The 26,490-nt window shown below is 38.9% G+C and carries 26 protein-coding genes and 1 other annotated feature; of the genes, 10 read left to right on the forward strand and 16 right to left on the reverse strand.

Annotation, left to right across the window (positions count from 1 at the left end; all coding sequences use genetic code 11):
- Positions 1-56: 56 nt before the first annotated feature.
- The gene (locus AB2B47_RS02415) at positions 57-1,709 is read left to right on the forward strand and encodes an Rqc2 family fibronectin-binding protein (RefSeq protein ID WP_320693539.1); all 1,653 of its coding nucleotides are present in this window, start codon (positions 57-59) and stop codon (positions 1,707-1,709) included.
- 62 nt (positions 1,710-1,771) lie between these two features.
- Positions 1,772-2,632 carry a YitT family protein gene (locus AB2B47_RS02420; RefSeq protein WP_006151739.1) on the forward strand — a complete coding sequence of 287 codons (861 nt, stop codon included), beginning with the start codon at positions 1,772-1,774 and terminating at the stop codon, positions 2,630-2,632.
- Positions 2,633-2,690: 58 nt separating this feature from the next.
- Here the strand turns inward: AB2B47_RS02420 and nox are convergent, their stop codons facing one another.
- Complete coding sequence (gene nox / locus AB2B47_RS02425; RefSeq protein WP_006151987.1) at positions 2,691-4,070, reverse strand: H2O-forming NADH oxidase; 1,380 nt, start codon at positions 4,068-4,070, stop codon at positions 2,691-2,693.
- Between the two features lie 318 nt (positions 4,071-4,388).
- Between nox and AB2B47_RS02430 the strand changes: the two genes are divergently transcribed.
- The 3 genes from AB2B47_RS02430 to AB2B47_RS02440 are packed head-to-tail and all read left to right on the forward strand — an operon-like array spanning position 4,389 to position 7,214.
- Positions 4,389-5,309: an FAD:protein FMN transferase gene (locus AB2B47_RS02430; protein WP_006152062.1), complete on the forward strand. Its 921-nt coding sequence runs from the start codon at positions 4,389-4,391 to the stop codon at positions 5,307-5,309.
- Positions 5,310-5,343: 34 nt separating this feature from the next.
- Positions 5,344-5,949, forward strand: coding sequence for an NADPH-dependent FMN reductase (locus AB2B47_RS02435; protein WP_004252640.1), 606 nt, complete (start codon positions 5,344-5,346; stop codon positions 5,947-5,949).
- Between the two features lie 17 nt (positions 5,950-5,966).
- On the forward strand, positions 5,967-7,214 hold the full coding sequence (locus tag AB2B47_RS02440; RefSeq protein WP_320693540.1) for an NAD(P)H-dependent oxidoreductase: 1,248 nt from the start codon (positions 5,967-5,969) through the stop codon (positions 7,212-7,214).
- Between the two features lie 82 nt (positions 7,215-7,296).
- Here AB2B47_RS02440 and AB2B47_RS02445 read toward each other — a convergent pair whose 3' ends face one another.
- The 5 genes from AB2B47_RS02445 to rplJ form a co-directional block, all read right to left on the reverse strand.
- Positions 7,297-7,554: a DUF896 family protein gene (locus AB2B47_RS02445; protein ID WP_070678121.1), complete on the reverse strand. Its 258-nt coding sequence runs from the start codon at positions 7,552-7,554 to the stop codon at positions 7,297-7,299.
- A 29-nt stretch (positions 7,555-7,583) separates the two neighbouring features.
- Positions 7,584-9,620, reverse strand: a complete 2,037-nt coding sequence (gene glyS, locus AB2B47_RS02450) for a glycine--tRNA ligase subunit beta (protein ID WP_320693541.1) — start codon at positions 9,618-9,620, stop codon at positions 7,584-7,586.
- Between the two features lie 282 nt (positions 9,621-9,902).
- On the reverse strand, positions 9,903-10,820 hold the full coding sequence (gene glyQ / locus AB2B47_RS02455) for a glycine--tRNA ligase subunit alpha (RefSeq protein ID WP_320693542.1): 918 nt from the start codon (positions 10,818-10,820) through the stop codon (positions 9,903-9,905).
- Between the two features lie 415 nt (positions 10,821-11,235).
- A complete protein-coding gene (gene rplL / locus AB2B47_RS02460) occupies positions 11,236-11,604 on the reverse strand; it encodes a 50S ribosomal protein L7/L12 (RefSeq protein WP_001196964.1) in 369 nt (122 codons plus the stop codon).
- Positions 11,605-11,679: 75 nt separating this feature from the next.
- Positions 11,680-12,180: a 50S ribosomal protein L10 gene (gene rplJ, locus AB2B47_RS02465; protein ID WP_006152070.1), complete on the reverse strand. Its 501-nt coding sequence runs from the start codon at positions 12,178-12,180 to the stop codon at positions 11,680-11,682.
- A gap of 38 nt (positions 12,181-12,218) precedes the next feature.
- Positions 12,219-12,354, reverse strand: a sequence feature (ribosomal protein L10 leader region).
- A gap of 637 nt (positions 12,355-12,991) precedes the next feature.
- Here rplJ and AB2B47_RS02470 point away from each other — a divergent pair.
- Together AB2B47_RS02470 and AB2B47_RS02475 are read left to right on the forward strand one after the other, a co-directional pair.
- Entirely contained in the window at positions 12,992-13,519 is a 528-nt protein-coding gene (locus AB2B47_RS02470) for an ECF transporter S component (RefSeq protein WP_006151808.1), read from the forward strand.
- A gap of 18 nt (positions 13,520-13,537) precedes the next feature.
- Entirely contained in the window at positions 13,538-14,053 is a 516-nt protein-coding gene (locus AB2B47_RS02475; protein WP_254724281.1) for a transcription repressor NadR, read from the forward strand.
- Here AB2B47_RS02475 and AB2B47_RS02480 read toward each other — a convergent pair.
- From AB2B47_RS02480 to uvrB, 6 genes are read right to left on the reverse strand one after another with little or no spacing between them, the layout of a single operon-like run.
- Positions 14,050-14,517 carry an 8-oxo-dGTP diphosphatase gene (locus AB2B47_RS02480; protein WP_025170340.1) on the reverse strand — a complete coding sequence of 156 codons (468 nt, stop codon included), beginning with the start codon at positions 14,515-14,517 and terminating at the stop codon, positions 14,050-14,052. The two genes, AB2B47_RS02475 and AB2B47_RS02480, sit on opposite strands and share 4 nt — an antisense overlap.
- Before the next feature lie 19 nt (positions 14,518-14,536).
- The gene (locus tag AB2B47_RS02485) at positions 14,537-14,971 is read right to left on the reverse strand and encodes a hypothetical protein (RefSeq protein ID WP_320693543.1); all 435 of its coding nucleotides are present in this window, start codon (positions 14,969-14,971) and stop codon (positions 14,537-14,539) included.
- 2 nt (positions 14,972-14,973) lie between these two features.
- Complete coding sequence (locus AB2B47_RS02490) at positions 14,974-15,474, reverse strand: hypothetical protein (protein ID WP_320693544.1); 501 nt, start codon at positions 15,472-15,474, stop codon at positions 14,974-14,976.
- Positions 15,471-16,022, reverse strand: a complete 552-nt coding sequence (locus AB2B47_RS02495; RefSeq protein WP_320693545.1) for a hypothetical protein — start codon at positions 16,020-16,022, stop codon at positions 15,471-15,473. The genes AB2B47_RS02490 and AB2B47_RS02495 overlap by 4 nt, the downstream gene beginning before the upstream one ends.
- Positions 16,019-16,645 (reverse strand): NAD(P)H-dependent oxidoreductase, encoded by a 627-nt coding sequence (locus tag AB2B47_RS02500; RefSeq protein ID WP_006151870.1) that lies wholly within the window; start codon positions 16,643-16,645, stop codon positions 16,019-16,021. Before AB2B47_RS02500 ends, AB2B47_RS02495 begins: the two co-directional genes overlap by 4 nt.
- A gap of 14 nt (positions 16,646-16,659) precedes the next feature.
- Positions 16,660-18,648 (reverse strand): excinuclease ABC subunit UvrB, encoded by a 1,989-nt coding sequence (gene uvrB, locus AB2B47_RS02505; RefSeq protein WP_320693546.1) that lies wholly within the window; start codon positions 18,646-18,648, stop codon positions 16,660-16,662.
- Positions 18,649-18,827: 179 nt separating this feature from the next.
- Between uvrB and AB2B47_RS02510 the strand changes: the two genes are divergently transcribed.
- The 3 genes from AB2B47_RS02510 (at position 18,828) to zwf (ending at position 22,649) form a co-directional block, all read left to right on the forward strand.
- Complete coding sequence (locus AB2B47_RS02510; RefSeq protein ID WP_006152051.1) at positions 18,828-20,273, forward strand: amino acid ABC transporter substrate-binding protein/permease; 1,446 nt, start codon at positions 18,828-18,830, stop codon at positions 20,271-20,273.
- On the forward strand, positions 20,273-21,013 hold the full coding sequence (locus tag AB2B47_RS02515) for an amino acid ABC transporter ATP-binding protein (RefSeq protein WP_006151892.1): 741 nt from the start codon (positions 20,273-20,275) through the stop codon (positions 21,011-21,013). Before AB2B47_RS02510 ends, AB2B47_RS02515 begins: the two co-directional genes overlap by 1 nt.
- A gap of 148 nt (positions 21,014-21,161) precedes the next feature.
- Positions 21,162-22,649: a glucose-6-phosphate dehydrogenase gene (gene zwf / locus AB2B47_RS02520; protein WP_006152232.1), complete on the forward strand. Its 1,488-nt coding sequence runs from the start codon at positions 21,162-21,164 to the stop codon at positions 22,647-22,649.
- 39 nt (positions 22,650-22,688) lie between these two features.
- Here zwf and ftsY read toward each other — a convergent pair whose 3' ends face one another.
- The 4 genes from ftsY to AB2B47_RS02540 all read right to left on the reverse strand — a co-directional run bounded on the left by ftsY (position 22,689) and on the right by AB2B47_RS02540 (position 26,428).
- Complete coding sequence (gene ftsY / locus AB2B47_RS02525) at positions 22,689-24,041, reverse strand: signal recognition particle-docking protein FtsY (protein WP_320693547.1); 1,353 nt, start codon at positions 24,039-24,041, stop codon at positions 22,689-22,691.
- A 3-nt stretch (positions 24,042-24,044) separates the two neighbouring features.
- Complete coding sequence (locus tag AB2B47_RS02530) at positions 24,045-24,863, reverse strand: Cof-type HAD-IIB family hydrolase (RefSeq protein ID WP_006152093.1); 819 nt, start codon at positions 24,861-24,863, stop codon at positions 24,045-24,047.
- Entirely contained in the window at positions 24,863-25,654 is a 792-nt protein-coding gene (locus tag AB2B47_RS02535) for a Cof-type HAD-IIB family hydrolase (RefSeq protein WP_006151536.1), read from the reverse strand. Before AB2B47_RS02535 ends, AB2B47_RS02530 begins: the two co-directional genes overlap by 1 nt.
- Before the next feature lie 114 nt (positions 25,655-25,768).
- Positions 25,769-26,428: a trimeric intracellular cation channel family protein gene (locus tag AB2B47_RS02540; protein WP_320693548.1), complete on the reverse strand. Its 660-nt coding sequence runs from the start codon at positions 26,426-26,428 to the stop codon at positions 25,769-25,771.
- Between the last annotated feature and the right edge of the window lie 62 nt (positions 26,429-26,490).

Genomic DNA, 26,490 nt, shown 5'->3' on the forward strand with positions numbered 1-26,490 from the left:
ATTTTATTCTACCTTTTTGATATAATACTATGGAATACATTCATAAGGAGAGAACCATGTCATTTGATGGATTTTTTTTACACCACATGGTTGAGGAATTGCGAGCTGAACTACTAAACGGTCGCATTCAAAAAATTAATCAACCTTTTGATCAAGAGTTGGTCTTACAAATCCGTAGCAATCGCCAAAGTCATCGTCTGCTCCTTTCTGCTCATCCTGTTTTTGGACGCATCCAGTTGACAGAAACGACTTTTGAAAACCCTGCTCAACCTTCTACCTTTATCATGGTTTTAAGGAAATATTTACAGGGTGCTGTTATCGAGTCTATCGAGCAGATTGAAAACGATCGAATCGTTGAAATCACTGTTTCTAACAAGAATGAGATTGGAGACGATATTCAAGCCACCCTTATCATTGAGATTATGGGTAAACATAGTAATATCCTCCTCGTAGATAAGTCTAGCAACAAAATTCTTGAGGTTATCAAGCACATTGGTTTCTCTCAAAATAGTTACCGTACACTCCTACCTGGTGCAACTTACATAGCCCCACCAAGTACAGAGGCCCTCAATCCTTTTACTATTAAGGATGAAAAACTTTTTGAAATCCTACAAACACAGGAATTGACAGCTAAAAACCTTCAAAGCCTCTTTCAAGGTTTAGGCCGTGATACAGCAATTGAATTAGAGAATTTATTAACTGATGATAGACTTTCCAATTTTCGTGACTTTTTTAAGCAAGAAACCAAGCCTTGCTTAACTGATAAGTCTTTTTCTTGTGTCCCTTTTTCAACTAAAATTGAAGGACATTTTTCAAGCTTATCTCAACTTCTTGATGTTTTTTACAAAGATAAGGCAGAACGTGATCGTGTCAAACAACAGGCTAGTGAACTCATTCGTCGTGTTGAAAATGAACTACAAAAAAATCGTCAAAAGCTTAAGAAGCAAGAAAAAGAACTGCTTGCTACTGAAAACGCTGAGGAATTCCGACAAAAAGGTGAATTACTAACGACTTTTCTTCATCAAGTTCCAAATGACCAAGACCAAGTCGTCTTAGATAACTACTACACCAATCAGCCTATCACGATTTCTCTCGATAAAGCTTTAACACCAAACCAAAACGCTCAAAAATACTTCAAACGTTATCAGAAGTTAAAAGAGGCTGTCAAATACCTGACTGATCTAATTGAAGAAACAAAGGCTACCATTCTCTATCTGGAAAGTGTAGAGACAGTTCTTAGCCAAGCTGGGCTAGATGAAATTGCTGAAATTCGTGAAGAATTAATTCAAACAGGCTTTATTAGAAGACGCCAACGCGAAAAAATTCAAAAGCGTAAAAAGCCAGAGAAATATCTGGCTAGCGATGGTAAAACTATTATTCTCGTTGGACGAAACAATCTTCAAAACGAGGAACTAACCTTTAAAATTGCACGCAAAGAGGAACTTTGGTTCCATGCTAAGGATATCCCAGGAAGCCACGTGGTCATCTCAGGAAACCTCAATCCTTCTGACGAGGTCAAGACAGATGCTGCAGAACTCGCAGCCTACTATTCGAAAGGACGTCTTTCTAATCTCGTTCAAGTGGATATGATTGAGGTTAAAAAACTCAATAAACCGACTGGTGGAAAACCTGGTTTTGTTACCTATACCGGTCAAAAAACTCTTCGTGTTACACCTGATTCCGAGAAAATTGAATCCATGAAGTTGTAATATCAGTCTTATTTTAAAAATACTATTACTTCACTTTTACACAAAAATAGGAGGGGAGCTCAATGCTACGGCATATTAAATCAACTATAACTATTATATTCGGAGCTGCTATCTTCGCCTTCGGACTTACTTATTTTGTTGTTCCACATCACTTGTTCGAAGGTGGAGCAACAGGGATAACCTTGATTACCTATTACCTCTTTGACATCCCTATTTCGCTGATGAATATCTTGATTAATATCCCTCTCTTCCTACTAGCTTGGAAAATATTTGGACTAAGATCACTATATTCCAGTCTACTTGGAACCATTGCCGTCTCCGTCTGGTTAGCTATCTTTGAGAAGATTCCTCTTCAGTTTAACCTTGAAGGTGATTTGGTTGTGGTTGCTTTAGTAGCTGGTGTCCTCCTAGGTGTTGGACTCGGTGTTATTTTCAACGCGGGTGGAACAACTGGTGGTACTGATATCGTCGCTCGTATCCTTAATAAATACACCAATATCTCTGTTGGAAAATTGCTTTTTGGACTTGATTTTCTGATTCTGATGCTGATTTTAATCATCTTCCAAGACCTACGTCTTGTAACCTATACTCTCTTATTTGACTTCATCGTTTCAAGAGTTATTGACTTAATCGGTGAGGGTGGATATGCTGGAAAAGGATTTATGATTATCACTCAAAAACCGATGGAATTAGCTGATAAAATTAATGAAGAACTCGGTCGTGGGGTTACCTTTATCTCAGGACAAGGCTACTATAGCCAAAAAGACTTAAAGATTATTTACTGTATTGTCGCAAGAAATGAAATTGTCAAGATGAAAGAAATGATTCATACAGTTGATCCGATGGCCTTTATCACTATCACGGAAGCTCACGAAATCCTTGGAGAAGGGTTTACTTTCCCAGCAAGAGACGAGGTTTCTTAACCTTAAAATAAAAAAGTAACTTCAATAGTTGAAGTTACTTTTTTTGTCATATCATCAATTATTTTTCTGCTGTAAGTGCAGCCATTGTGATGTAGTTGTATGGTTTATTGAAGTGTGGCAAGAAGAATAGGTCTGTCAATGCTAATTTATCAATTGTAACGTGTTCTTGAATAGCAAGTGAGAACATGTGAATACCCATGCTAATTGCTGAATCACGAGATACCATTTGAGCACCAAGGATTTCACGGCTATCTTTATCAAAGACAATCTTGATAGCTACTTCATAGTTGTCATGTTTCATAAATTCTGGTTTTTGAAGGTCGTTAAATCCAGTTTCAGTTGCATTGTAACCTGCAGCTTTTGCTTTTTCAAGTGTCAAACCAGTTGAAACCATGTGAAGACCATAGATTGAGATACCATTTGATCCTTGAACACCGATTCCTTCAAGCTCATGTCCACAAGCATTGTAAGCACCTACGATACCAGTACGAACAGCGTTTGATGCAAGAGCGATGTAGCTAGTGTCTTTACGAGCGTTGTCATAAACAGTCGCACAGTCACCAACTGCATATACACCTGGGATAGATGTTTCTTGTTTCTTGTCAACAAGGAAAGCACCGTTACGGAAGAGTTCTATCTTACCATCAGCAAGTGCAGTGTTTGGACGGAAACCAACTGCAAGAACAACCATATCCACATCAAATGTTTCTTTGTCAGTGATCAAGCGTTCAACTTTTCCTTCACCTTCGATAGCTTTAACAGTTTGACCAAGTGCCAAACGGATGTTGTGGTCTTCCAAGTTTTTAGCCATCATTTGTGTGAAGTCTTTGTCATAGTATCCATTCAATACAGTGTCAACGATATCAACAAGGACAACTTCTTTTCCAAGACGTTCGAAAGCTTCAGCAAGCTCAACACCAATGTAACCACCACCTACAACAGCGATACGCTCAAGGTGTTTGCTCTTGTCAGCAAGTTTGTTGATAACTTCTTCTGCGTTTTGGTACAACTTAACAAATTGAACATTTTCAAGTGTTGCTTTGAATTCGCGGTTGCCCTTAACGATTTCAACACCTTCGATTGGAGGCAAGATTGGAGTTGAACCAGTCGCAAAGATCAATTTGTCATAAGACTCTTTGTGTTCTTGACCTTCAACCTCTGCAGTTACAACTTTGTTATCGTAGTCGATTGAAAGTACAGGTGAGTTCATGTAAATTTTCGCACCTTTAGCTTCAAGCGTTTCTTTATCAGAGTAGAACAAGCCTTCAGGACCGTCGATTTGCTCACCGATCCAAAGAGCCATTCCACATCCAAGGAATGAAATATTTGAGTTTTGGTCAAATACAACGATTTCGTTTTCGTTTCCAAAGTTATCCAACATTGTGTTGATACATGCAGTTCCAGCGTGGTTAGCACCCACGACTACGATTTTACTCATAAGATAAATCCTACCTTTATTTTTTTATTTACCTTTCAAGTATACCATTATCTGTGAACGTTTTCAAGACTTTTAACCCGTTTGATGTTATTTAAGAAAGTTTTTGAAAGATATATCAATTTGTTTTCAAAGAGTCCTCATTGATTTGGAGCTGTTTTTATTTTTTTAAGCATATTTCTTGACTTTTTGTAAAAAATGATTTGTGAAAACGCTGACTTTATGATATTCTATTTATATGGAAATAAATTATAAATTCTTAATTTCTTTTTAATTTAAGATTTGTAGCTATTTCCGAGTGATTTGAAGGGAGTTGATTCTTTGCCTCTTAGTTCATCATCTGAGCGATTAATGGGAACTACGATTACTATTTCCTTAGTACATGAACAAGCCGATAATCTTCTCCGTCAAGCTTTTGATTTGCTAAAGGAACTTGAATTCCGCTTCAATGCTAACAGTACTGAATCTGAATTAATGGAAATTAACTATCAGGCAGGTATTGCCCCAGTTAAAGTCCACCCTGATTTGTTTGAGCTGATTTCATTAGGTCTAGAACACAGTCTAGCACCTAAAAGTCATCTCAATATTGGTATAGGGCCTTTGGTTCAAACCTGGCGTATCGGTTTTTCCGATGCAAAGGTTGCAAGCCCTGAAGAAATTGCTTCAGCCTTAGCACTAATAGACCCTCATTTTATTAAACTCGATTCAGTCAATTCTACAGTTTTCCTAGAAAAAAAGGGAATGAAAATTGACTTAGGGTGTTTAGCGAAGGGGTACAGTGCAGATAAGGTTGCAGCCTTCTTAAAAGAAAACGGCGTCACTTCTGCTCTTATCAATCTTGGAGGAAACATCCTCACAATTGGGAACAACCAAGCAAAAGATAGACATCCGTGGCAAATCGGCATTCAAGATCCAAATAATCCACGCGGTAATCACCTGATGACCTTATCTATTACTGGAAAATCAGTGGTTACATCTGGGATTTATGAACGGCATCTTGAAATCAATGGCAAGGATTATCATCACATTTTCGATAGTGAAACAGGCTATCCTATTGAAACGGATCTAGCTAGTTTAACCATTATATCTGACCGCTCTGTTAACGGCGAGATATGGACCACACGATTATTTGGCGAACGTAGCGCCTCTATTATGTGGCAAGTCGAAAATATTGATGGTATCGAAGCCATCCTCATTGACAAAGATGGACGCTTAGCTTGTTCATCTGGTATCCAACGATAAATAATTAATAATGCAAAAAGAGAAAGGAAAGCCCATGCTTAAACTTATTGCTATTGTAGGAACTAACTCAAAACGTTCCACAAATCGCCAACTGCTTCAATATATGCAAAAACACTTTGCTGATAAAGCAGAAATCGAATTGGTAGAAATTAAAGATCTACCTGTATTTAACAAACCAGCTGACAAACAAATCCCAGCTGAAGCTACGGAAATCGCTGCTAAAATCGAAGCTGCTGATGGAGTTATTATCGGTACTCCAGAATACGACCACTCAATCCCAGCTGTTCTTATGAGCGCTCTTGCTTGGATTTCATATGGTGTATTCCCGCTTTTGAACAAACCTGTCATGATTACAGGTGCTTCATATGGTACACTAGGTTCATCACGTGCTCAATTGCAACTTCGTCAAATTCTTAATGCTCCTGAAATCAAAGCAAATGTTCTCCCAGATGAATTCTTGCTTTCACATTCTCTTCAAGCATTTGATCAAAATGGTGACTTGGTAGATCTTGATGTTATCAAGAAATTGGATGCCATCTTTGATGACTTCCGTATCTTTGTTAAAGTTACTGAGAAATTGCGTAACGCACAAGAGCTTCTTCGCAAAGATGCTGAAGATTTTGATTGGGAAAATTTGTAAGATAGGAGATCGAAAGAATGAAATTTGTTGGACTTGTTGGATCAAACTACGATCAATCATATAACCGCAAACTCTTGGAGTTCATCCGACGTCAGTTTAAATTTAAATTTGAACTAGAAGTTTTGGAAATCGATGAAGTTCCAATGTTTAACCAAGACGAAAAATGGGACGAGAGCTTCCAGTTGCGCCTTCTTTACAACAAAATCACTCGAGCTGATGGTGTGATTATTGCTACTCCAGAGCACAACCACACTATTTCTGCATCACTTAAGTCAGTCCTTGAATGGCTTTCATACGAAGTTCATCCATTTGAAAACAAACCAGTTATGATTGTGGGTGCTTCATACTACGATCAAGGAACTTCACGTGCTCAAGTTCACCTTCGTAAAATTCTTGATGCACCAGGAGTAAATGCCTACACATTACCAGGTAATGAGTTCCTTCTTGGAAAAGCCAAAGAAGCTTTTGATGCAAAAGGAAATATTATTAACGAAGGAACTGTTAAATTCCTTGAAACTTGCTTAGATAACTTTGTCAAATACGTAGGAGTCGTTTCTAATTTGAAAAAACCAAAACCAATTGAACCAGAAGACTTGGATTGTGGAAAACCAATTGCCACAACTATTACAGAAGTTGACCCTGATGATCCACAATGGGTAGAAAAAGTTGCAGAAATCACAGGAGCTGTATCAGGTGATACATACGTTAAACTTGACCATGGTATCCTTACAGTTAACCAAATCGATATGTTCTTGAAAGCTATGCCTTTTGAATTGACATATGCTGATGACAACAACCAATTCCTATACTACAACAACGCTCACCAAGATCCAGAAACAATGTTTGCGAAACGTGTACCACCTCAATCTGGTAGCCGTATGTCAACAGTTCACGGATCACTTCCACCTGCACGTATGAAAAACGTTGAATGGGTTATTGGTACGCTTCGCAATGGCAACCAAGAATACGTACGTACAATTGTTCCTGGTTCACCTGCAGGTGTTATCAATACTCACAACTACCAAGCTATGTACTATCCTGATGGATCATATGCTGGTATCAATGAAATTGTCTTTAACTTCCAACCATGGCTTGACTGGTACTTGAAAGAAACTGGTCAACGTTTGGTAGGCGGTAGCGGACCTTTTGCTCCTGCTGCTGGAGGTCACGGAGATGCCGATGCTACTTCTGGTGCATCTGACGCTGGAGGACATGGTGATGGTGGTCACGGAGCTGCTGATGCTACTTCTGGTGCAAGTAACTAATAACTAACAAAAAGGAACCATTTTGGGTTCCTTTTTTATAATAGAAATCTCGGTTCGCACACACAAACCGAGAATTTTTTATTTATGAATTCGGATCATCAAGACTACGGCCGTGTAAACCTTTTTCGCGTTGTACTTGACGAAGTTTTTCAGGAGTCACATCATTACCATCTTCATCGACGATTTTGATTCCTTCAACGTGATGACGAACTGAACGACGATAGCCTTCGATGTATTCTTCACGAAGTTTGGCTTGTTCTACTTTTTCTTCCGCAGTCAAGCCTTCTGTTTTTTTCTTCTTAGCAAGTTCATTAATACGAGCGATTTTTTCTGGTGTCATATTTGGACCTCCAATCTATTTTTCAATTACTATTTTGTATTAAGAAGGTTAAAAGCAGCCACTGTTTTTGCTTTATTGACAAGTTCAGCTAGAATAGCCAAACGATTATTCTTAACATCAATATCCTCTGCCATAACCATGGTATTGTCAAAGAATGCATCAATAACTGGACTAAGAGCAAATAATTGCTCTAATTTATCACTAGCTGAACCTTTCAATTCTAAGCTTTCTACAGCTTGAGCTAGTTCTTTTTCCTGCTCATTTTCAAAGAGACTTGCATCAACTTTGACTGAACCTTCTGCCTTTTCTGCTAGGTTAAAGGCACGAGATAATGACTCAACTGATGATTTGTAATCTTCAGTTTTCGCAGCTTCTGAAAGAGCTTCTGCTGCTTCAATCATATCAGAAACAACAAAGTTTGAACTTGCTAAAACAGCTTCTTTAATATCTTTTGCAGTAGAACCCATCATCTTATCAACGCGAGCTTTGATGAAGTTAAGCACTTCTTCTTGGTTATCGTAGGTTAAACTATCAAACGATAAAGCATAAAGGCTCGCAATCAACTCGTCCATTGGAATATTCCAACCAAATTCTTCTAAGATACGAACAATCCCTTGTGTTGCACGACGGAGGGCATAAGGGTCGTTTGAACCTGATGGGATCAAACCAACTGAAAAGAAAGATAAGAGAGTATCTAATTTGTCAGCTAGTGCAAGAATAGCTCCTACTTTAGATTCAGGAAGGGCTCCGTCAGCTGAATCTGGAAGATAGTGTTCACGAATGGCTTGCGCTATAGTAGGATTTTCACCAGCAAGAAGAGCATACTTCTCACCCATGATTCCTTGAAGCTCATCAAATTCACCAACCATACCAGTTAAGAGGTCAAACTTATAAATAGCTGCAGCACGAGCAAGATCAATAGATTCATCAACTGATAGACCAGCTTTTTCAGCTAGCAGTATAGCAATTTGTCCTGTACGAATCATGTGTTCACGAAGTGATCCAATCTTTTCATGGAAGGTAACGTGTGAAAGTTTAGCAACTAAATCTTCAATCTTGAGTTTTTGGTCTTCACGCCAGAAGAATTCTCCATCTTCCAAGCGGGCAACCAAAACTTTCTCATTTCCTCGAATGACATTTTCCAAGTGTTCAGCATTTCCATTACGAACTGAAATGAAGTTTGGTTTTAGATTCCCTTCAAGATCACGCACTACAAAATAACGTTGATGAGTTTCCATTGAAGTTACTAAAACTTCTTCTGGAACTTCTAGGTATTTAGGCTCAAAATTACCCATAAAAGCGGTTGGATATTCAACCAAGTTTAAGACTTCGTTTAAAAGTCCTTCGTCAATCTGTACTTGAACGCCTTGTTCTGCTTCAATTTCCTTAATTTGTTCACGAATCATATTTTCACGTTCAATACTATCAGCAATGACATAGACTTTGCGTAAGTCTTCTTCGTAACTATCAGCATGACGGATTTCAACTTCATGTCCAAGGAAGCGATGTCCTCGACTCACTCTGCCTGAATGAATATCTAAGAAATCTAGTTCAAGAGCTTCATCATCCAAAAGCACTGTCAAAGTGTGGACTGGACGGATATATTCAAAAGTATTGTTTGCCCAACGCATGCTAACAGGGAAACTTAAGCTAGCCAAGACTTCTGGAATTCCAGTCAGAACTTCTTCTGCTGGTTTTCCAGCTTCATGCTTAGTTACATAGACGTATTCTTCACCTTTGATTTCACGGAATTCAATGTCATCTACAGTCAAGCCTTTTCCACGGACAAAACCTTGGGCAGCTTTAGAGAAATTTCCTTCTGCATCCAAAGCAATTTTCTTAGAAGGTCCTTTAAAATCTTCAGTCAAATCTGTTTGTTGGTCTGCTAAACCAAGTACACGAACAGCTAAACGACGTGGAGTTGAAAATGTTTGAATCCCTTCATATGAAAGGCGGTTGTCATCCAAGAAGGCTGCCATTTTATCGCAGAGTTGTTTTTCACTTGGTGTGACAACGTAGGCTGGTAACTCTTCGAGTCCTAGTTCTACTAATAAGTTTTTTGTCATGTTTCTTCCTTTACAAAATTCTTTTTCCGATAGGCACCTTAGTTACTGGGGACGTCGCTAACTAACTTTGTGAGTCTGTAGGGAAATCTTTTGTTTTCTTGACATAGATTTCCAACAGTCTCATCAAAGTGGATTTAGCCAACTGATTTTTGAACCTCACGTTTCAAAAATCCCCATATACCAGTACGGCGGCGCCTATCCCTTTAGCAAGTCTCCGACTTGCCTCTGGGTTCCATTTGGGCTCACTATGTTCGCCCCTTTTCCATTCTTGTAACTCTTTTTTTATTCTTCCTCTTCTGCTAGGAGTTTGGCGCGTGTGGTTTCGTCTAGAAGTGGGTAACCGAGTTTCTTACGTTCTGCGACGAAAGTTTTAGCTACTACACGGGCCAAGTTACGGATGCGGGCAATGTAACCGGCACGTTCTGTAACTGATACCGCTCCACGAGCATCAAGCAAGTTGAAGGTATGTGAACATTTCAAAACGTAGTCATAGGCTGGGTGCACAAGGCCTAATTCCAAAGCACGTCCAGCTTCTTTTTCAAACTTTTCAAAGTTTTCAAGAAGCATGTCTTGGTCAGAAACTTCAAAGCTGTATTTTGAATGCTCATATTCTGGTTGAAGGAAAATTTCTCCGTATTTAACACCTGGAGCCCACTCAATATCGTAAACTGAGTCTACTTCTTGGATGTAAGAAGCCAAACGTTCCAATCCATAAGTGACCTCGGCGGTAACGGGACCAGTTGCTAAACCACCGACTTGTTGGAAGTATGTAAACTGAGTGATTTCCATACCATCAAGCCACACTTCCCAACCAAGACCAGCTGAACCAGTTGATGGGTTTTCCCAGTTATCTTCAACAAAACGGATATCGTGTTCCAATGGATTGATACCCAATTTTTCCAAAGACTCAAGGTAAAGCTCTTGGATGTTTGATGGTGATGGTTTCATAACCACTTGGAATTGGTGGTGTTGGTAGAGACGATTTGGGTTTTCCCCGTAACGACCATCAGCTGGACGACGAGATGGCTCTACATAAGCCGCATTCCATGGTTCAGGCCCAATGGCACGAAGGAAGGTGTAAGGACTCATGGTTCCTGCACCCTTTTCATTATCATAAGCCTGCATCAGCATACAACCCTGGTCATTCCAGTATTGTTGCAAAGTAAGGATGATTTCCTGGAAAGTCAATTTTTTAGACATTGTTTTCTCCTTTTTTCTATATGATTGAGTCTGACTCAGGATACAAAAAAACCGTGTCTTTGCTCCTAAGTCAAGTGACCTAGGGGCGTCAAAAACGCGGTTCCACCCTAATTTATTACTTCATTATCTTTATTAAAATACCAAAAGCGCCACACTTATCACTCAATCACCTGACTCTCACTATCTCAGGCTCGCTTAAGATCTACCGATAAGATATTCTTTCTTGCGTCTATTATAACAAAATGCAATTAAAAAGTAAATTTTTTTCATAAGGAATCTCCAATAATTCACCTAAAATAGAAATACTAATCTAACGTCATTCCCTTTTTTGCCCCTTCTAGAACAAAAAGAAAAACCGCTACTCCTAAGAATAGCGGTTTAATCATGTTTTTAAGCTACAAATGTAGTCGCTCTATTATTTAAGAGTAACTGAAGCTCCAGCTTCTTCCAATTTAGCTTTGATTTCTTCAGCTTCTGCAGTTGGAACACCTTCTTTGATGACACCTGGTGCACCATCAACAAGTTCTTTAGCTTCTTTAAGTCCAAGACCAGTGATTTCACGTACAACTTTGATAACGCCAACTTTTTTGTCACCAGCAGCTGTCAATTCAACGTCAAATGAGTCTTTAGCAGCACCAGCGTCAGCAGCACCAGCTGCAGCAACAGCTACAGGAGCAGCTGCAGTTACACCAAATTCTTCTTCGATAGCTTTTACAAGGTCGTTCAATTCAAGGATTGAAGCTTCTTTAATTTCAGCAATAATGTTTTCAATGTTCAATGCCATTGTTATTTCCTCCAAATAAGTTTAAATTTAATTTTGTTATTTTTTTGTAGCTAGGCTACGCTGCGTAGCTTATGATTAAGCTGCGTCTTCTTTGTTGTCTGCAACCGCTTTGACTGCAAGAGCAACGTTGCGCACTGGCGCTTGAAGTACAGAAAGGAGCATAGAAAGAAGTCCTTCGCGACTTGGAAGAGTTGCAAGAGCAACGATTTCTTCTTTTGATGCGACAGCGCCTTCGATTGCACCACCTTTGATTTCAAGTGCTTCAGCGTTTTTAGAAAAGTCGTTCAAGATTTTCGCTGGTGCGATAACATCTTCGTTAGAAAATGCTACTGCAGATGGTCCAACAAAAACAGATGCAAGATCTTCAAGACCAGCTTTTTCAGCTGCACGACGTAAGATTGAGTTTTTGATAACTTTATACTCAACTTCGCTTCCACGAAGCTCACGACGAAGAACTGTATCTTGCTCAACTGTCAAACCACGAGCGTCTACAACGACGATTGATGCAGCAGCTTTCATTTTCTCAGCTACTACGTCAACTAGTTCCGCTTTCTTAGCAATAATTGCTTCACTCATTAGTGTGTTCACCTCCGTAATTATTTTGCTTGGGGAATTTTTCCAAAAGAAAAACGCGCCCAAACCTAGACACGAAAGTACAATACGCTTCTTTTTACATGATACGTTTTGTCCTCGGTAGGATATTTATGAGTCTTGCTCCCCTACTGTCTTAGGCAGTTTTTTCAAACCGTTTATAAGTATATCACAAGAATTCTATCAAAGCAAGTATTTTTTTTAAAAAAATTGAGTTTTTCCTCAATTCTACTGCCACTTAGAGAAGAATATTTAAATATTTTCTCAGTAAATGGAAAAGATTGGTACCAATGTATTATAGATTAAGAGCGCATGAAAGATCAACATTAACACATGAAATATGAATGGAGTATTTTCCGTGATCTGGATGTCTTGATTACTCTCTTGACTGTCTAAAAAAAGTGATAATGACAAGAATAGTAAGATGATTCCATAAATGATGCTAATATGAAAAAGAATTTCACCTATAACAGCAAAATAGAGGAACCCGAAAATGGGAATCGAGAAAATGAATAGCCCTAAGGCTCCAAAAGCAATTCGAATTAAAGAAATCATCAAAAAGCTATAGGCTGTAAACGTTGTAAATTTCGATACTTTTAATCCTGTTTTTTTCTGCTTAGATATGTAATGAATGATAAAAATTGGATAAAGAATATCTACCATCTTGACTCTCTATTCTTACTAAGATACTTTACTTTATTTTAACTATTTTTCCTTCAAAATTCAATTTCTCTCTTGACGGGGAAAAATATTTAGTGTACTATACAACTGTATATACACTTAAAAAGGAGTTGTTATGAATACACAAAAGAAAACCCAATTCATGACTTTAACTGCATTGCTAACCGCTATCGCTATTTTGATTCCTTTGGTGATGCCCATCAAGATTGTTATTCCGCCCGCTTCTTACACTCTAGGAAGCCACGTTGCAATCTTTATCGCTATGTTTCTTTCTCCTTGGATGGCAATCTTTGTCATTATAGCTTCTAGCCTAGGATTCCTCATGGCTGGTTATCCAATTGTCATTGTACTTCGAGCTTTCTCCCATATCTTTTTTGGCACTTTGGGCGCCTTCTATCTGCAAAAACATCCTCAAACCTTAGATAATCCAAAATCTTCTTTGATTTTTAACTTTGTACTAGGTTTAGTACACGCTATTGCCGAAGTCTTTGCTTGTATTATCTTTTATGCTAGTACAGGAACAGACCTAAAAAATATGTTCTATGTTCTCTTTGTACTGGTTGGTATTGGTACAATTATTCATAGTATGGTAGACTATTACTTAGCATTAGCTGTTTATAAAGCATTGAAAAAACGTCGTTAAGCGTTAAGAAAGAAGAATATGACAAAAAATCGAAAAGAAGCACTTCTACAACTCTTAAAAGAAGCTCAAAAACCTCAAAACGGAAAAAGCTTAGCAGAACATTTTCATGTCACTCGCCAAATTATCGTTCAGGACATTGCAGTTCTTCGTGCAGACGGTGCTCCTATCTTATCAACCAATCGTGGCTATATTTATAAAGAAAGCAAAACCAATCCGTATGTTCACAAGCTGTTTAAAGTAAAGCACGAGATGGAAGAAATCGGTCAAGAACTTCTAGCTATCGTCGATAATGGGGGGCGTGTTCAGAATACCTTAATTGATCATCCTGTCTACGGGGAAATTGAAACCTTGCTCAAACTCTCTTGTCGCCGTGACGTTCAGCATTTTTTAGAGCAAGTCGAACGGTCTGACTTTAGACCACTTTCTGAATTAACAGATGGCGTCCATTATCACCTAGTCGAAGCTGAAAACGAACAAGACCTCCTCTATATTGAGAAGGCCTTGGACAAGTTAGGGTATTTGGTAAAGGATTAAAAAATTCTTTTTTCCCATCCATCTTCTGTACGGTGACGGTAGAAAAATTCAGACTTGTCTGGAGCTTCCATCATCTTCATCAAAGGTAACATATCATAAGCCAGATCCAAATTCGGAATCTGGTCTTTTTGTATCCAAGAAACTTCTCCTTCTTCTGAAGAACGGAGAGTACCCGTAAATTCAGTCGCCTTGTAACAAAAGACAATGTAGCGCTCACCTGTATCCAGTGGCCAATTTTTAATGCCGACAAGTTGGGGATTTTGGATTGTAAGACCTGTTTCCTCGTATATTTCACGAATAACAGATTCTGCAAAAGCCTCTCCATTTTCAACGTGACCTCCTGGAAAGGCATAGCCAGACCAGTGGTTGGTTTCAGGTGATCGATACTGCATAACCACGCGCTGCTTTTCAAGATCTTCAATCATACAAATATTGGTAAGAATGATTAATTGTGCTCGAGACATAGGACTCACTTTCTAATCTTTAATTTTCTATCTTATACTTAACTTTAGATTTCATTATCAAAGGATTAACCAAGTCATGATATTCATGAATTGAATGGAGTAAATCCCCTCTGATAATTGTAATTTCCTTATCTTTATTATTCATCTGATAATCTATGTTGATAGGCATGGATGAATCTGGAACCATAGATATAATTAAGAAAATCACAAACCAGATTAGGAGAGCAAAAAATCCACTGAGAGCTTGAAAAATCAGATGATACCATTGAAAGATTCTCGTTTTATAAAAAATAGTCCATGGCTGAATAAATAAAGTTAGACTGAGACCAAAGAACCAGAGATTCCACAAACCTGGTGTAAAAGCTAAACCAAATAAACCTAGGACAAAATGAATTAAGGCAAATACCAAGAACAGTAGGTAAAGAATCCTAAATATAGTTAGATGTTTTCTCATAATTAACTCCTCTTATTTTCAATAAATTTCATAAACAAAATCGTTAAAGCAGCTACAGTAAAAAAGACCAGATAGGTTGCTATAGGAAACCAAATATAGCGGTGGTCTAGGGATACGAGAGAAGGTAAAATCCCTTTACTGTTTTTTCCGCTAATTCCAATAAAGAGATGGACTATTAAACCGATACTATTAAGATAGATAAATAAATCTGCAAATCTTTTTATTGTCATCCTTGCTCCAGACAAGTCTAGGAACCAATAGTCAAATAATCGATATACCAGACAAAAAAGATTTATATATAGTGGAAAACTATAGTTGATATCTCTGTATGGCGAAGGAATAGGGAGACTTTCAAAAATTAGATTCAAACTTAGTCCTATTGCTAGGATAAGACCGAGGATCAAGAAGAATCCTAAAAATTTATGAGAATCTTGCCAAAGATGAAAACTTTCTTTCATTGAGAGATTCTTTTTTGTATTTGAATTTCTTTTATTCTTTCTCATTTGAGTGAATTTTCCCTATTTTCTTCTTTTCCCTTTTTCTTTTCAATATACTTGGAAATTAAAATAATCAAAGTAGCCACTAAGAAGAAGCTTATATAAGTAAGAATTGGAAACCAGATGTAACGGGGATCTAAGGTTAGCAAGGGAGGAATAGTCTTTCTATTTCGACCCATTATTCCAAAAAATGAGTGAAACAACAAACCTACTCCATTTAGGTACAAGAATGGATCTGCAAAATCTTGTATTGTCAGCATTCCATCGAAATTATCTCTAAAAACACCTTGATAAAGCATGTTCACTAAGAATATAAGATTCAGAAAGAGCGGAAAGACATAATTGAAGTTTTGATAGGGTTTTGGAATAAGAGTTGTTCCAAACAACAAATAGAATACCCCAAAAGCTGATAAAAAAAATATACTACTATCTAATAGAAAAGCTATTTTTGAATGCTGTAACAACCACAATTTTACTTTATCTAGCCAGCTCATTTTTCGATTTGGCTTATGGGACTTTTTTGATTTTTTCTCTTTTTTATTATCTTGTTTCATGATAGTTTCTTCACTTCTGCTGCGACCTTTTTGAGATGCTGTTCCCGCATACTAGTGGTATTCACATCCCGGCCGACTTCTCCTAAGATGCAGACGCGCTTGGTTTTAATCCCACAGTGATTCAAGACCGCATTTTTCAAAACAGAGATGCCATAACTATCTGGAATGTTGATAGGACCCGAAAAGATTTTGTACCACCAAGTGGGCGCCATAGAGGTTGCGTAAATACTGGCTGTTTTCCCTTTTAATAACTTTTTAAACTGCTTGCCTCTAAGGTAATTCCAGATAAAACTTCCCTGGTCATTGGCTGAGTAGGCAATTCCAGGTGTGAATACCCGATCAATCCAACCTTTCATAAGACTAGGCATACTACTCCACCAGATAGGATAGACAAAGATGAAATGATCTGCCCATTGGATCAATTCCTGAGAACGAAGGATAAACGAATCTTCCTCCATCCGCTTTCGATAGCCATAACGTAAAACTGGATCAAAGTTTTCTTCATTAAGATTGATAACTTCAATATCATGGTGCCTTGTGTCAATATTTTCTACAATGGTTTGAAAAATGGCTTGGCAGTAGCTTTCCTGATCAGGGTGCCCATTGATGACTAAAATTTTCATGAGTTTTCTCCTATCTAATCCAAAGCCTTGACTTCCAGCATCATATCACGGATTTGAGCTGCTAGTTCAAAGTCAAGCACTTCGACGGCTTCTTGCATTTGTTTCTCAAGTTTTTTAACCAATTCTTTGCGTTCTTGTTTATTAAGGCTATTGATATCGACTTCTTTATCCTCTTCCTTAGCCACAGCTTTTGTGACAGAGATCAGGTCACGAATTTCCTTCTTGATAGTTTGTGGAACAATGCCGTGTTCTTCATTATAAGCCATCTGAATTTTACGACGGCGAGCCGTTTCATCGATGGCTTTTTGCATAGACTGAGTCATAGTGTCAGCATACATGATAACATGCCCCTCACTATTTCGGGCAGCACGCCCGATGGTCTGAATAAGTCCACGCTCATTACGAAGGAAACCTTCCTTGTCGGCATCAAGAATAGCAACTAGACTAACTTCTGGAACATCAATCCCTTCACGAAGGAGGTTAATTCCTACCAAGACATCAAAAACACCCAAACGCAGGTCACGGATAATCTCTGTCCGCTCTAAAGTCTTGATATCCGAGTGCATGTATTTGACCTTAATCCCCATTTCTTTGAAGTAGTCAGTCAAGTCTTCAGCCATTTTTTTGGTCAAGGTTGTAATAAAGGTCCGTTCGTTCTTTTCAACGCGGGCATTGATTTCGCCTAAGAGGTCATCAATCTGTCCCATAGTTGGGCGCACTTCCACTTCTGGATCCAAAAGACCAGTCGGACGAATGATTTGTTCAATAACGGTGTCAGTCTGATCGTGTTCATAATCACCAGGTGTCGCTGAAACATAAACGATCTGGTGAACATGGCTTTCAAACTCTTCACGACGGAGGGGACGATTATCCAAGGCAGATGGCAAACGGAAACCATAATTCACCAACATTTCCTTACGTGAACGGTCTCCATTGTACATGCCCTTGATTTGTCCCATGGTCATGTGGCTCTCATCAATCATAATCAAAAAATCATCTGGAAAGAAATCGAGAAGAGTATAAGGAGGCTCTCCTTCGCTTCGTCCATCCATGTGGCGGGAGTAGTTTTCAACCCCGTTTGTATAGCCCATCTCACGAAGCATCTCGATATCGTATTCTGTTCGCTGTTTCAAGCGTTGCGCTTCCAGGAGCTTACCTTCCTTCTCAAAGATAGCTAACTGCTCCTCCAACTCGGCCTCAATCTTAGCAATAGCTACTTCCATGTGGTCGTCATTGGTCACAAAGTGAGTGGCTGGGAAAATCGCCAAATGATCCACTTCGCCCAGAACTTGACCAGTTAGAGCTTCGACTTCACGAATACGATCAATCTCATCTCCGAAGAACTCAACACGAAATGCATGCTCATCACGAGAGGCTGGGAAAATCTCCACCACATCCCCACGGACTCGGAATCTCCCCCGTTGAAAGTCAATGTCATTGCGTTCAAACTGAATATCCACCAAATCATTGAGCAGTTTATCGCGAGATATCTCAAGACCCGGACGCAAACTTACCACGCTATCAGCGTATTCTTTAGGAGATCCCAAACCATAGATACAAGAAACAGATGCTACAATGATAACATCATTACGCTCCAACAAAGCTGATGTTGCTGAGTGGCGGAGCTTATCAATCTCGTCATTGACCGAGCTATCTTTTTCGATATAGGTATCGCTAGAGGGCACATAAGCTTCTGGCTGGTAGTAATCATAGTAAGAAACGAAGTACTCAACAGCATTCTCTGGGAAAAATTCCTTAAATTCCCCATAGAGTTGCCCTGCCAGAGTTTTATTGTGGGCAATGACTAGGGTTGGTTTATTGACTTGAGCAATTACTTGACTCATAGTATAGGTTTTCCCTGTACCAGTCGCTCCCATCAGGATTTGTGCCTTCTCAGCACCCTCGATGTTATCCACCAACTGTTCAATAGCTTGCGGTTGATCCCCAGACGGTTGGTATTTGGAGACGAGTTTAAATTTGTTGTCTGTAATTCTATCTATCATAATAGCCTCATACATATTTTCTATCCTTCTATTTTACCATAAAAAAGAAAGACTTTCTGCTTCTCAACAGACCACCTCATCTTGTTCTATGTTATATCTTCTTACATATAAATATAAAATATTTGCCGGATTCATTTTTTTCTGCTATAATTTGAAAATACCCTGAAAGGAGACATAACATGAAGAAAAAAATCCTAGCATGTTTGCTTATTTTATTTCCTATTTTTTCATTAGGACTAGTAAAAGCTGATACTGAGAAAACAAAGTATGTCATTGCCAGTGACTCGTCATTTGCACCATTTGTCTTCCAGGACTCAAGCAACCAATACACTGGTATCGATATGGATCTAATCAAGGCTATCGCTGAAGACCAAGGCTTTGAAGTAGAGATTACCAATCCTGGTTTTGACGCTGCTATTAACGCAGTCCAATCTGGACAAGCAGACGGTATCATTGCGGGTATGTCAGTGACTGATGCTCGTAAGGAAACTTTTGATTTCTCTGATTCTTACTATACTGCAAATACTATTCTTGGTGTTAAAGAATCAAGTACCATTTCTTCTTATGAAGATTTGAATGGTAAGACTGTAGGTGTGAAAAATGGTACTGCTTCACAAACCTTCCTAACAGAAAATCAAAGTAAGTACGGTTACAAGATCAAAACTTTTTCCGATGCTGCATCTATGTATGATAGCTTAAACACTGGTTCAATAGATGCCGTTATGGACGACGAACCTGTTATTAAATACTCTATTAGTCAAGGACAAAAGTTAAAAACACCAATCGCAGGTACTCCAATTGGTGAAACTGCTTTTGCAGTTAAAAAAGGAAGCAATCCAGAATTGCTAGAGAAATTCAACAAAGGGCTTGCAAACCTTAAGGCAAATGGAGAATTCCAAAAAATCCTTGATAAGTATCTAGCTAGCGATTCTACTACTACAAGTTCAACCGCTGATGAAACAACTATCTGGGGATTGTTGAAGAACAACTACAAACAACTTCTCAGCGGACTTGGAATTACTCTCTCATTAGCACTGATTTCATTTGTAATTGCGATTTTCATCGGTATAATCTTTGGTATGTTTAGTGTCAGCCCTTATAAATCACTCCGTTTGATTTCAGAGATTTTCGTTGACGTTATCCGTGGTATTCCATTGATGATTCTCGCAGCCTTCATTTTCTGGGGAATTCCTAACTTTATCGAATCCCTTACAGGTCAACAAAGTCCAATCAACGACTTTGTCGCTGGTACTATCGCACTTTCCCTAAACTCAGCTGCCTACATTGCTGAAATTGTTCGTGGTGGTATTAAGGCTGTTCCTGTTGGACAAATGGAAGCCAGTCGAAGCCTTGGTATTTCATATGGAAAAACCATGCGTAAGATTGTCTTGCCACAAGCAACCAAGCTCATGCTTCCAAACTTTGTCAACCAATTTGTTATCGCTCTTAAAGATACAACAATCGTATCTGCAATCGGTTTGGTAGAACTCTTCCAAACTGGTAAGATTATCATTGCTCGTAACTATCAAAGTTTTAAAATGTATGCAATTCTCGCAGTCTTTTACCTTGTGATTATCACTCTTCTAACTAGATTAGCGAAACGCTTAGAAAAGAGGATTCAATAATGGCAAAATTAAAAATTGACGTTCATAACTTACATAAACAATATGGTAAAAACAAAGTCCTTAAAGGAATTTCAGCGAAATTCTATGAAGGAGATGTTGTTTGTATCATTGGACCTTCTGGTTCAGGTAAGTCAACTTTCTTGCGTAGCTTGAATCTCCTTGAGGAAGGTACAAAAGGTCATATCACAGTTAATGGTTATGATTTGACGGACAAAGCAACCAACGTGGACCATGTTCGTGAAAATATCGGAATGGTGTTCCAGCACTTCAATCTATTTCCACATATGACTGTCTTGGAAAATATTACTTTCGCTCCTATTGAGCATAAGTTGTTGACAAAGGCTGAAGCCGAAAAATTAGGCATGGAGCTTCTTGAAAAGGTTGGACTTGCTGACAAGGCAAATGCTAATCCTGACAGTTTATCAGGTGGACAAAAACAACGTGTGGCTATCGCTCGAGGTTTAGCAATGAACCCTGATATCATGCTCTTTGACGAGCCAACTTCTGCCCTTGACCCTGAGATGGTCGGAGACGTTCTTAACGTTATGAAGGAATTGGCTGAACAAGGTATGACCATGATCATCGTAACTCACGAGATGGGATTTGCTCGTAAGGTTGCTAATCGTGTAATCTTTACCGCAGACGGCGAATTCCTAGAAGATGGTACTCCTGATCAAATCTTTGACAACCCACAACACCCACGTCTAAAAGAATTTTTGGACAAGGTGCTCAATGCTTAAAAAAACTGCAAGGAAAACCTTGCAGTTTTTTCTTACTTGTATTGGAATTTTGGATTTTTTAGAAAATTATGATAAAATAAAGGGTATGAAAATGGGGATTCCTCATGCCTAGGATATCTAGGAAAGTAAATAGAAATTAGGTAGCTGGATGTCATCTAAAGTTATTGTTACAATTTTTGGTGCTAGTGGAGATTTGGCTAAACGCAAACTCTACCCTTCACTCTTTAGACTTTATAAATCAGGTAATCTTTCTGATCATTTTGCTGTTATTGGAACTGCTCGTAGACCTTGGAGTAAGGAATATTTCGAATCTGTTGTTGTCGAATCTATTTTAGACTTGGCAGATAGCGCAGAAGAGGCTCAAGCTTTTGCTAGTCATTTTTACTATCAAAGTCATGATGTTAATGACACTGAGCACTACATCGAATTACGTAAACTTCAGGCTGAGTTAAATGAAAAGTATCAAACTGAACACAACAAGCTCTTCTTCCTCTCAATGGCACCACAATTCTTTGGTACCATCGCCAAACACCTCAAGTCTGAGCAAATCGTTGACGGTAAGGGCTTTGAACGTTTGATTGTTGAGAAACCTTTCGGTACGGATTATGAGACTGCAAGCAAACTAAACGAAGAGCTTCTAGCTACTTTTAACGAAGAGCAAATCTATCGTATCGACCACTATCTTGGTAAGGAAATGATTCAAAGCATATTTGCCATTCGTTTTGCCAATATGATCTTTGAAAATGTTTGGAATCGGGAACATATTGATAATGTGCAAATTACCTTTGCAGAACGTCTAGGTGTTGAAGAGCGTGGTGGCTACTATGATGAGTCTGGCGCCCTTCGAGACATGGTTCAAAACCACACACTTCAGCTTCTGTCACTCCTTGCTATGGACAAGCCTGCAAGCTTTACAAAGGATGACATTCGCGCAGAGAAAATCAAGGTCTTCAAGAACCTTTACCACCCTACAGATGAGGAACTTAAAGAGCACTTCATCCGTGGGCAATACCGTTCTGGTAAAGTTGATGGCATGAAATACATTTCTTACCGCAGCGAACCAAATGTCAACCCAGAATCAATGACAGAAACCTTTGCTTCAGGTGCCTTCTTTGTCGATACTGATCGCTTCCGTGATGTACCTTTCTTCTTCCGTACAGGTAAACGCCTAACTGAAAAAGGAACACACGTAAACATCGTCTTCAAACAAATGGATTCAATCTTTGGAGAACCACTAGCACCGAATGTGCTTACCATCTACATCCAACCGACGGAAGGATTCTCTCTTAGCCTTAACGGTAAAGAAGTTGGAGAAGAGTTCAAACTTGCACATAATTCGCTTGACTACAGAACTGATGCTACAGCTACAGGTGCTTCACCAGATCCTTATGAAAAGCTAATCTACGATGTATTGAATAACGATTCAACTAACTTTAGCCACTGGGAAGAAGTTAGCGCTTCTTGGAAATTGATTGACCGTATCGAGAAGCTTTGGGCTGAAAATGGTGCTCCACTTCATGACTACAAGGCTGGTAGCATGGGACCTCAGGCTAGTTTTGATCTCCTTGAAAAATACGGAGCCAAATGGACATGGCAACCAGATATCGCCTATCGTAAAGATGGTCGTTTAGAATAATCAAAAACAATCCTGCAAGAATTCTTGCAGGATTTTCTTTTATATCAAACCTTCTAGAAGGCCCTTCATAAAGTTTTCAGAGTTAAACTCACCGATATCATCGATTTTTTCACCAAAACCAATTAGCTTAACAGGGATATTGAGTTCCTCACGGATAGCAAGAACAACCCCACCTCGGGCAGTCCCATCAATTTTTGTTAAGACAATCCCTGTAACTGGAGTAATTTTTGAGAATTCTTTAGCTTGTACAAGAGCATTTTGCCCAGTTGACGCATCAAGAGCTAGGAAGGTTTCATGAGGCGCTTCTGGCACTACGCGTTTGATGATACGACCAATCTTTTCCAATTCTGCCATTAAGTTTTCTTTGTTTTGCAGACGACCAGCCGTATCAATCATGAGAATGTCAATACCTTCTGCTACTGCTCGTTCCATCCCATCAAAGACCACACTGGCTGGATCAGCTTTTTCAGGACCTGTTACGACAGGAACATCTACACGGCGACCCCATTCTGCTAATTGAGCAACCGCACCCGCACGGAAGGTATCAGCAGCAACTAGCATAACTTTCTTCCCAGCTTGTTTGTAGCGATGTGCCAATTTACCGATTGATGTTGTCTTTCCGACACCATTAACACCTACAAAGAGCATGACAGTCAAACCATCTTGAAAATTAATGCTTTCGTTGTAGTTGCCATCCTTCTCATACAACTCCACCAATTTTTCGATGATAACACGACGAAGTGCTTCAGGTTTCTTAGCATTTTCTAGCTTAGCTTCATAACGCAATTCTTCCGTAAGATTTGAAGCCACCTGGACACCAACGTCACTCATGATGAGTAGTTCTTCAAGTTCTTCAAAAAAATCTTCATCAACTGATCGGAAATTAGCGAAGAAGGCATTTAAACGGGCACCAAATCCCGTACGAGTTTTCTTGAGACTGCGGTCATATTTTTCCTGTACAGTCTCTTGCACTTGACGAGTTTCTTCGATTGCTTGGTTTGCTTCCTCTTCAAACTCTGTTTCTGCTTCGTCAGATTGAGGCTGAACAATTTCTTCCTCGTCACTATCGTTTGAAGGAATCTCTTCAACATGAGTCGATTCCTCTTGAGGACTATCTGCCTCTTGGACTTGATTTAACTCTTTTTGAGAAACCTTCACTTCGTCAACTGATTCGACAATAGTTTCTTCGTCAACATCTGCTTCAGATAAGTTTTCATCATTTTCTTCGGCTACGACAGTCCCATCTTGCTCTTTGACTTCGATATTTTCAGATTCTAGCGTCTCAGTTTGCTGGCTATCATCCGATAAATCAATGTTTTCTAGAGCTTCTTTGACAACATCTTCAATTTTAGGTTCTTCTATTTTTCCAAATAAACGGTCAAATAATCCCATTCTTTAGTTCTCCTTCAGTACATATTTTTCAATTGCCCAGGCGACAGCTTCTTCGTCATTAGTCATTGGTGTTACCACATTTGCCACCGCCTTAACTGCTGGTACAGCATTTTGCATAGCGACACCGAGACCGGCCCACTCAATCATCGAAAGGTCATTAGCTTCATCTCCACAAGCCATGACTTGACTTCGTTCAATTCCCAGGTGTTCAATCAGTTTAGATAATCCTGTCGCCTTATGAACATTCTTTGGTGACCATTCTAGCAAGAGTTCACGTGATTTAAAAATTTCATATTGATCGAATAATTCTGGTGAAATCTTTTGAATAGCCGCATCCAAAGGTTCCTGAGGAAAGGCAGTCACACATTTATTGTATGTTACCTGACTAGACAAATCTTCAAAAGCAATTGGAACAAAAGTTAGAGCCGGGTTAAACTGAGCATATAAACTTTCTTGGTCAGACCGAATCTGGTAAACTATTCCTTCTGAAATTGCATCTAAAGGAATGCCTAGTTTATCAGTTTCCTCGTAAATACGTGTCACATCATCAATTGAAAAGACTGTCTTATCAAGAATCTCACCTGTATTTTTCTGAACCAATCCACCGTTGAATGTGATAGTATACTCGTCATCATGGCCGTCTGTTCCAAGCTCTTTAAGGAAGAAATCCATAGCCTTGAGAGGACGTCCAGTTGTTAGGACTACTTTGACACCCTGTTCACGCGCAGCCTTTAAAGTCGCCTTGGTACGATCAGTCAATTTCTTGTCTGTCGTCAGCAAAGTCCCATCTAAGTCTAGGGCAATTAATTTAATATCTGCCATTACAATCCCTCCATATAAGCGATAACTGATTGGTCCTTATGGTGACCGATAACTGTTTCGGCAAGTTCTAGAATTTCTGGGCGAGCATTTTCAGGTGCGACTGGGTGCCCTACAACTTGCATCATGTGAAGGTCATTGAGATTGTCACCGAAGGCCATCACTTGGTCCATATCCAGATTTAACTTCTTAGCCAATTCGACAATCGCAACTCCCTTGTCCACATAATCAAGGACAATATCAATGGATTCAAAACCTGTCGTCATTGCCTTAACACCAGGCACATGTTCATTAACCCAAGATTCGCCAGCTTCTACTGTCTCTTCTGTAAAGTTAGTTGTGAATTTGAAAATCTCATCGGTGATATCTTCAAGACTAGCTACTTTTTGAATATTCTCATTGTAATGATGACTAAACATGAGATAGGTTTCATCAACCGTATTTAGAACATAGCATGCTTTTTTACCTGTCAAGAGCATCTTCTTTTCATCAAAATAAGGTGAAGTCTTTAGCTTTTCAAAAGTTGATAAGTAAAAATCTCTAGGCATGGTCGCTTCATAAAGGTCTTGTCCATGAAAACGAACCAGACTCCCATTTTCAGCAATGAAAATAATCTCATCTTTGACATCCGCAAAATGTTTCTCTAAGGACAAAAGACCACGTCCTGATGCAACAGCAAAATAGATTCCTCTCTCTTTGTAGGATGAGAGAAGAGCTTTTAAGCGCTCCATATCAAATTGGCCCGCTTCATCCAAAAAAGTCCCGTCCATATCCGTTGCGACTAGTTTAATCATAAATACTTCTATTCTCCAGTTATAAATCTATCTTCTATTATACCATAGAAAAAGTAAATAGCGCCTAATCCATACGAGATTAGACGCCTATATAAAATAAGTTTCGTTTATTCCTTAGTTCAAGGTTCTCTTATCCATATTTGGCAAAGAGAGCTTAAACTTAATAATACAAAGTCGAATCACAAAACCGACAATTGAGAGAATGATAAAGGCAGTAATTCTTGGAAAATGGAGGACAAAGGCCAACCAGTAATAAATAACTCCAATTACAAAAGATAGAAGGGCATAGATGTCCTCTTTTAGAACACTTGGGACTTCATTAATCAAGAGATCTCGGATGATACCTCCGCCAGCACCTGTTAAACAGGCCAAAATCCCAGCAGACATTAAATTCAACTTACTATCTGCCAAGGCTGTAGCCCCGATTAGAGAGAAGATAATCAATCCAATCGAATCAAAGATAAGATAAGCTTCTCTCAGCCACTTATAGAATTTTTTTTCTTGACTAGCATTGGCTTGTTTTGATGTCACAAAGGCATACATAATAACAGCTACAAGGATAGAGACATAAATCGGTCCAGGATCTGCGAGAGCGGAGGGAAAACGACTGATAATAGAATCTCTTAAAATACCCCCGCCTACTGCTGTTACAATTGCCAATAAACTAATGCCAAAAATATCTAAACGTTTACCAAATCCTTTGATGGCTCCTGACGCCGCAAAGGCTATAGTCCCAATATAATTACAAATCATTAGGAATAGGTCAAAATCCATGTAAGCTCCTCAATTTATTTTTGTAACCTTTCCGACTTATTGAAGGTCATTCTCCATGCTCT

It is taken from the genome of Streptococcus wuxiensis (genome assembly GCF_040888245.1).
In the GTDB taxonomy this organism is placed as follows: Bacteria; Bacillota; Bacilli; order Lactobacillales; family Streptococcaceae; genus Streptococcus; species Streptococcus wuxiensis.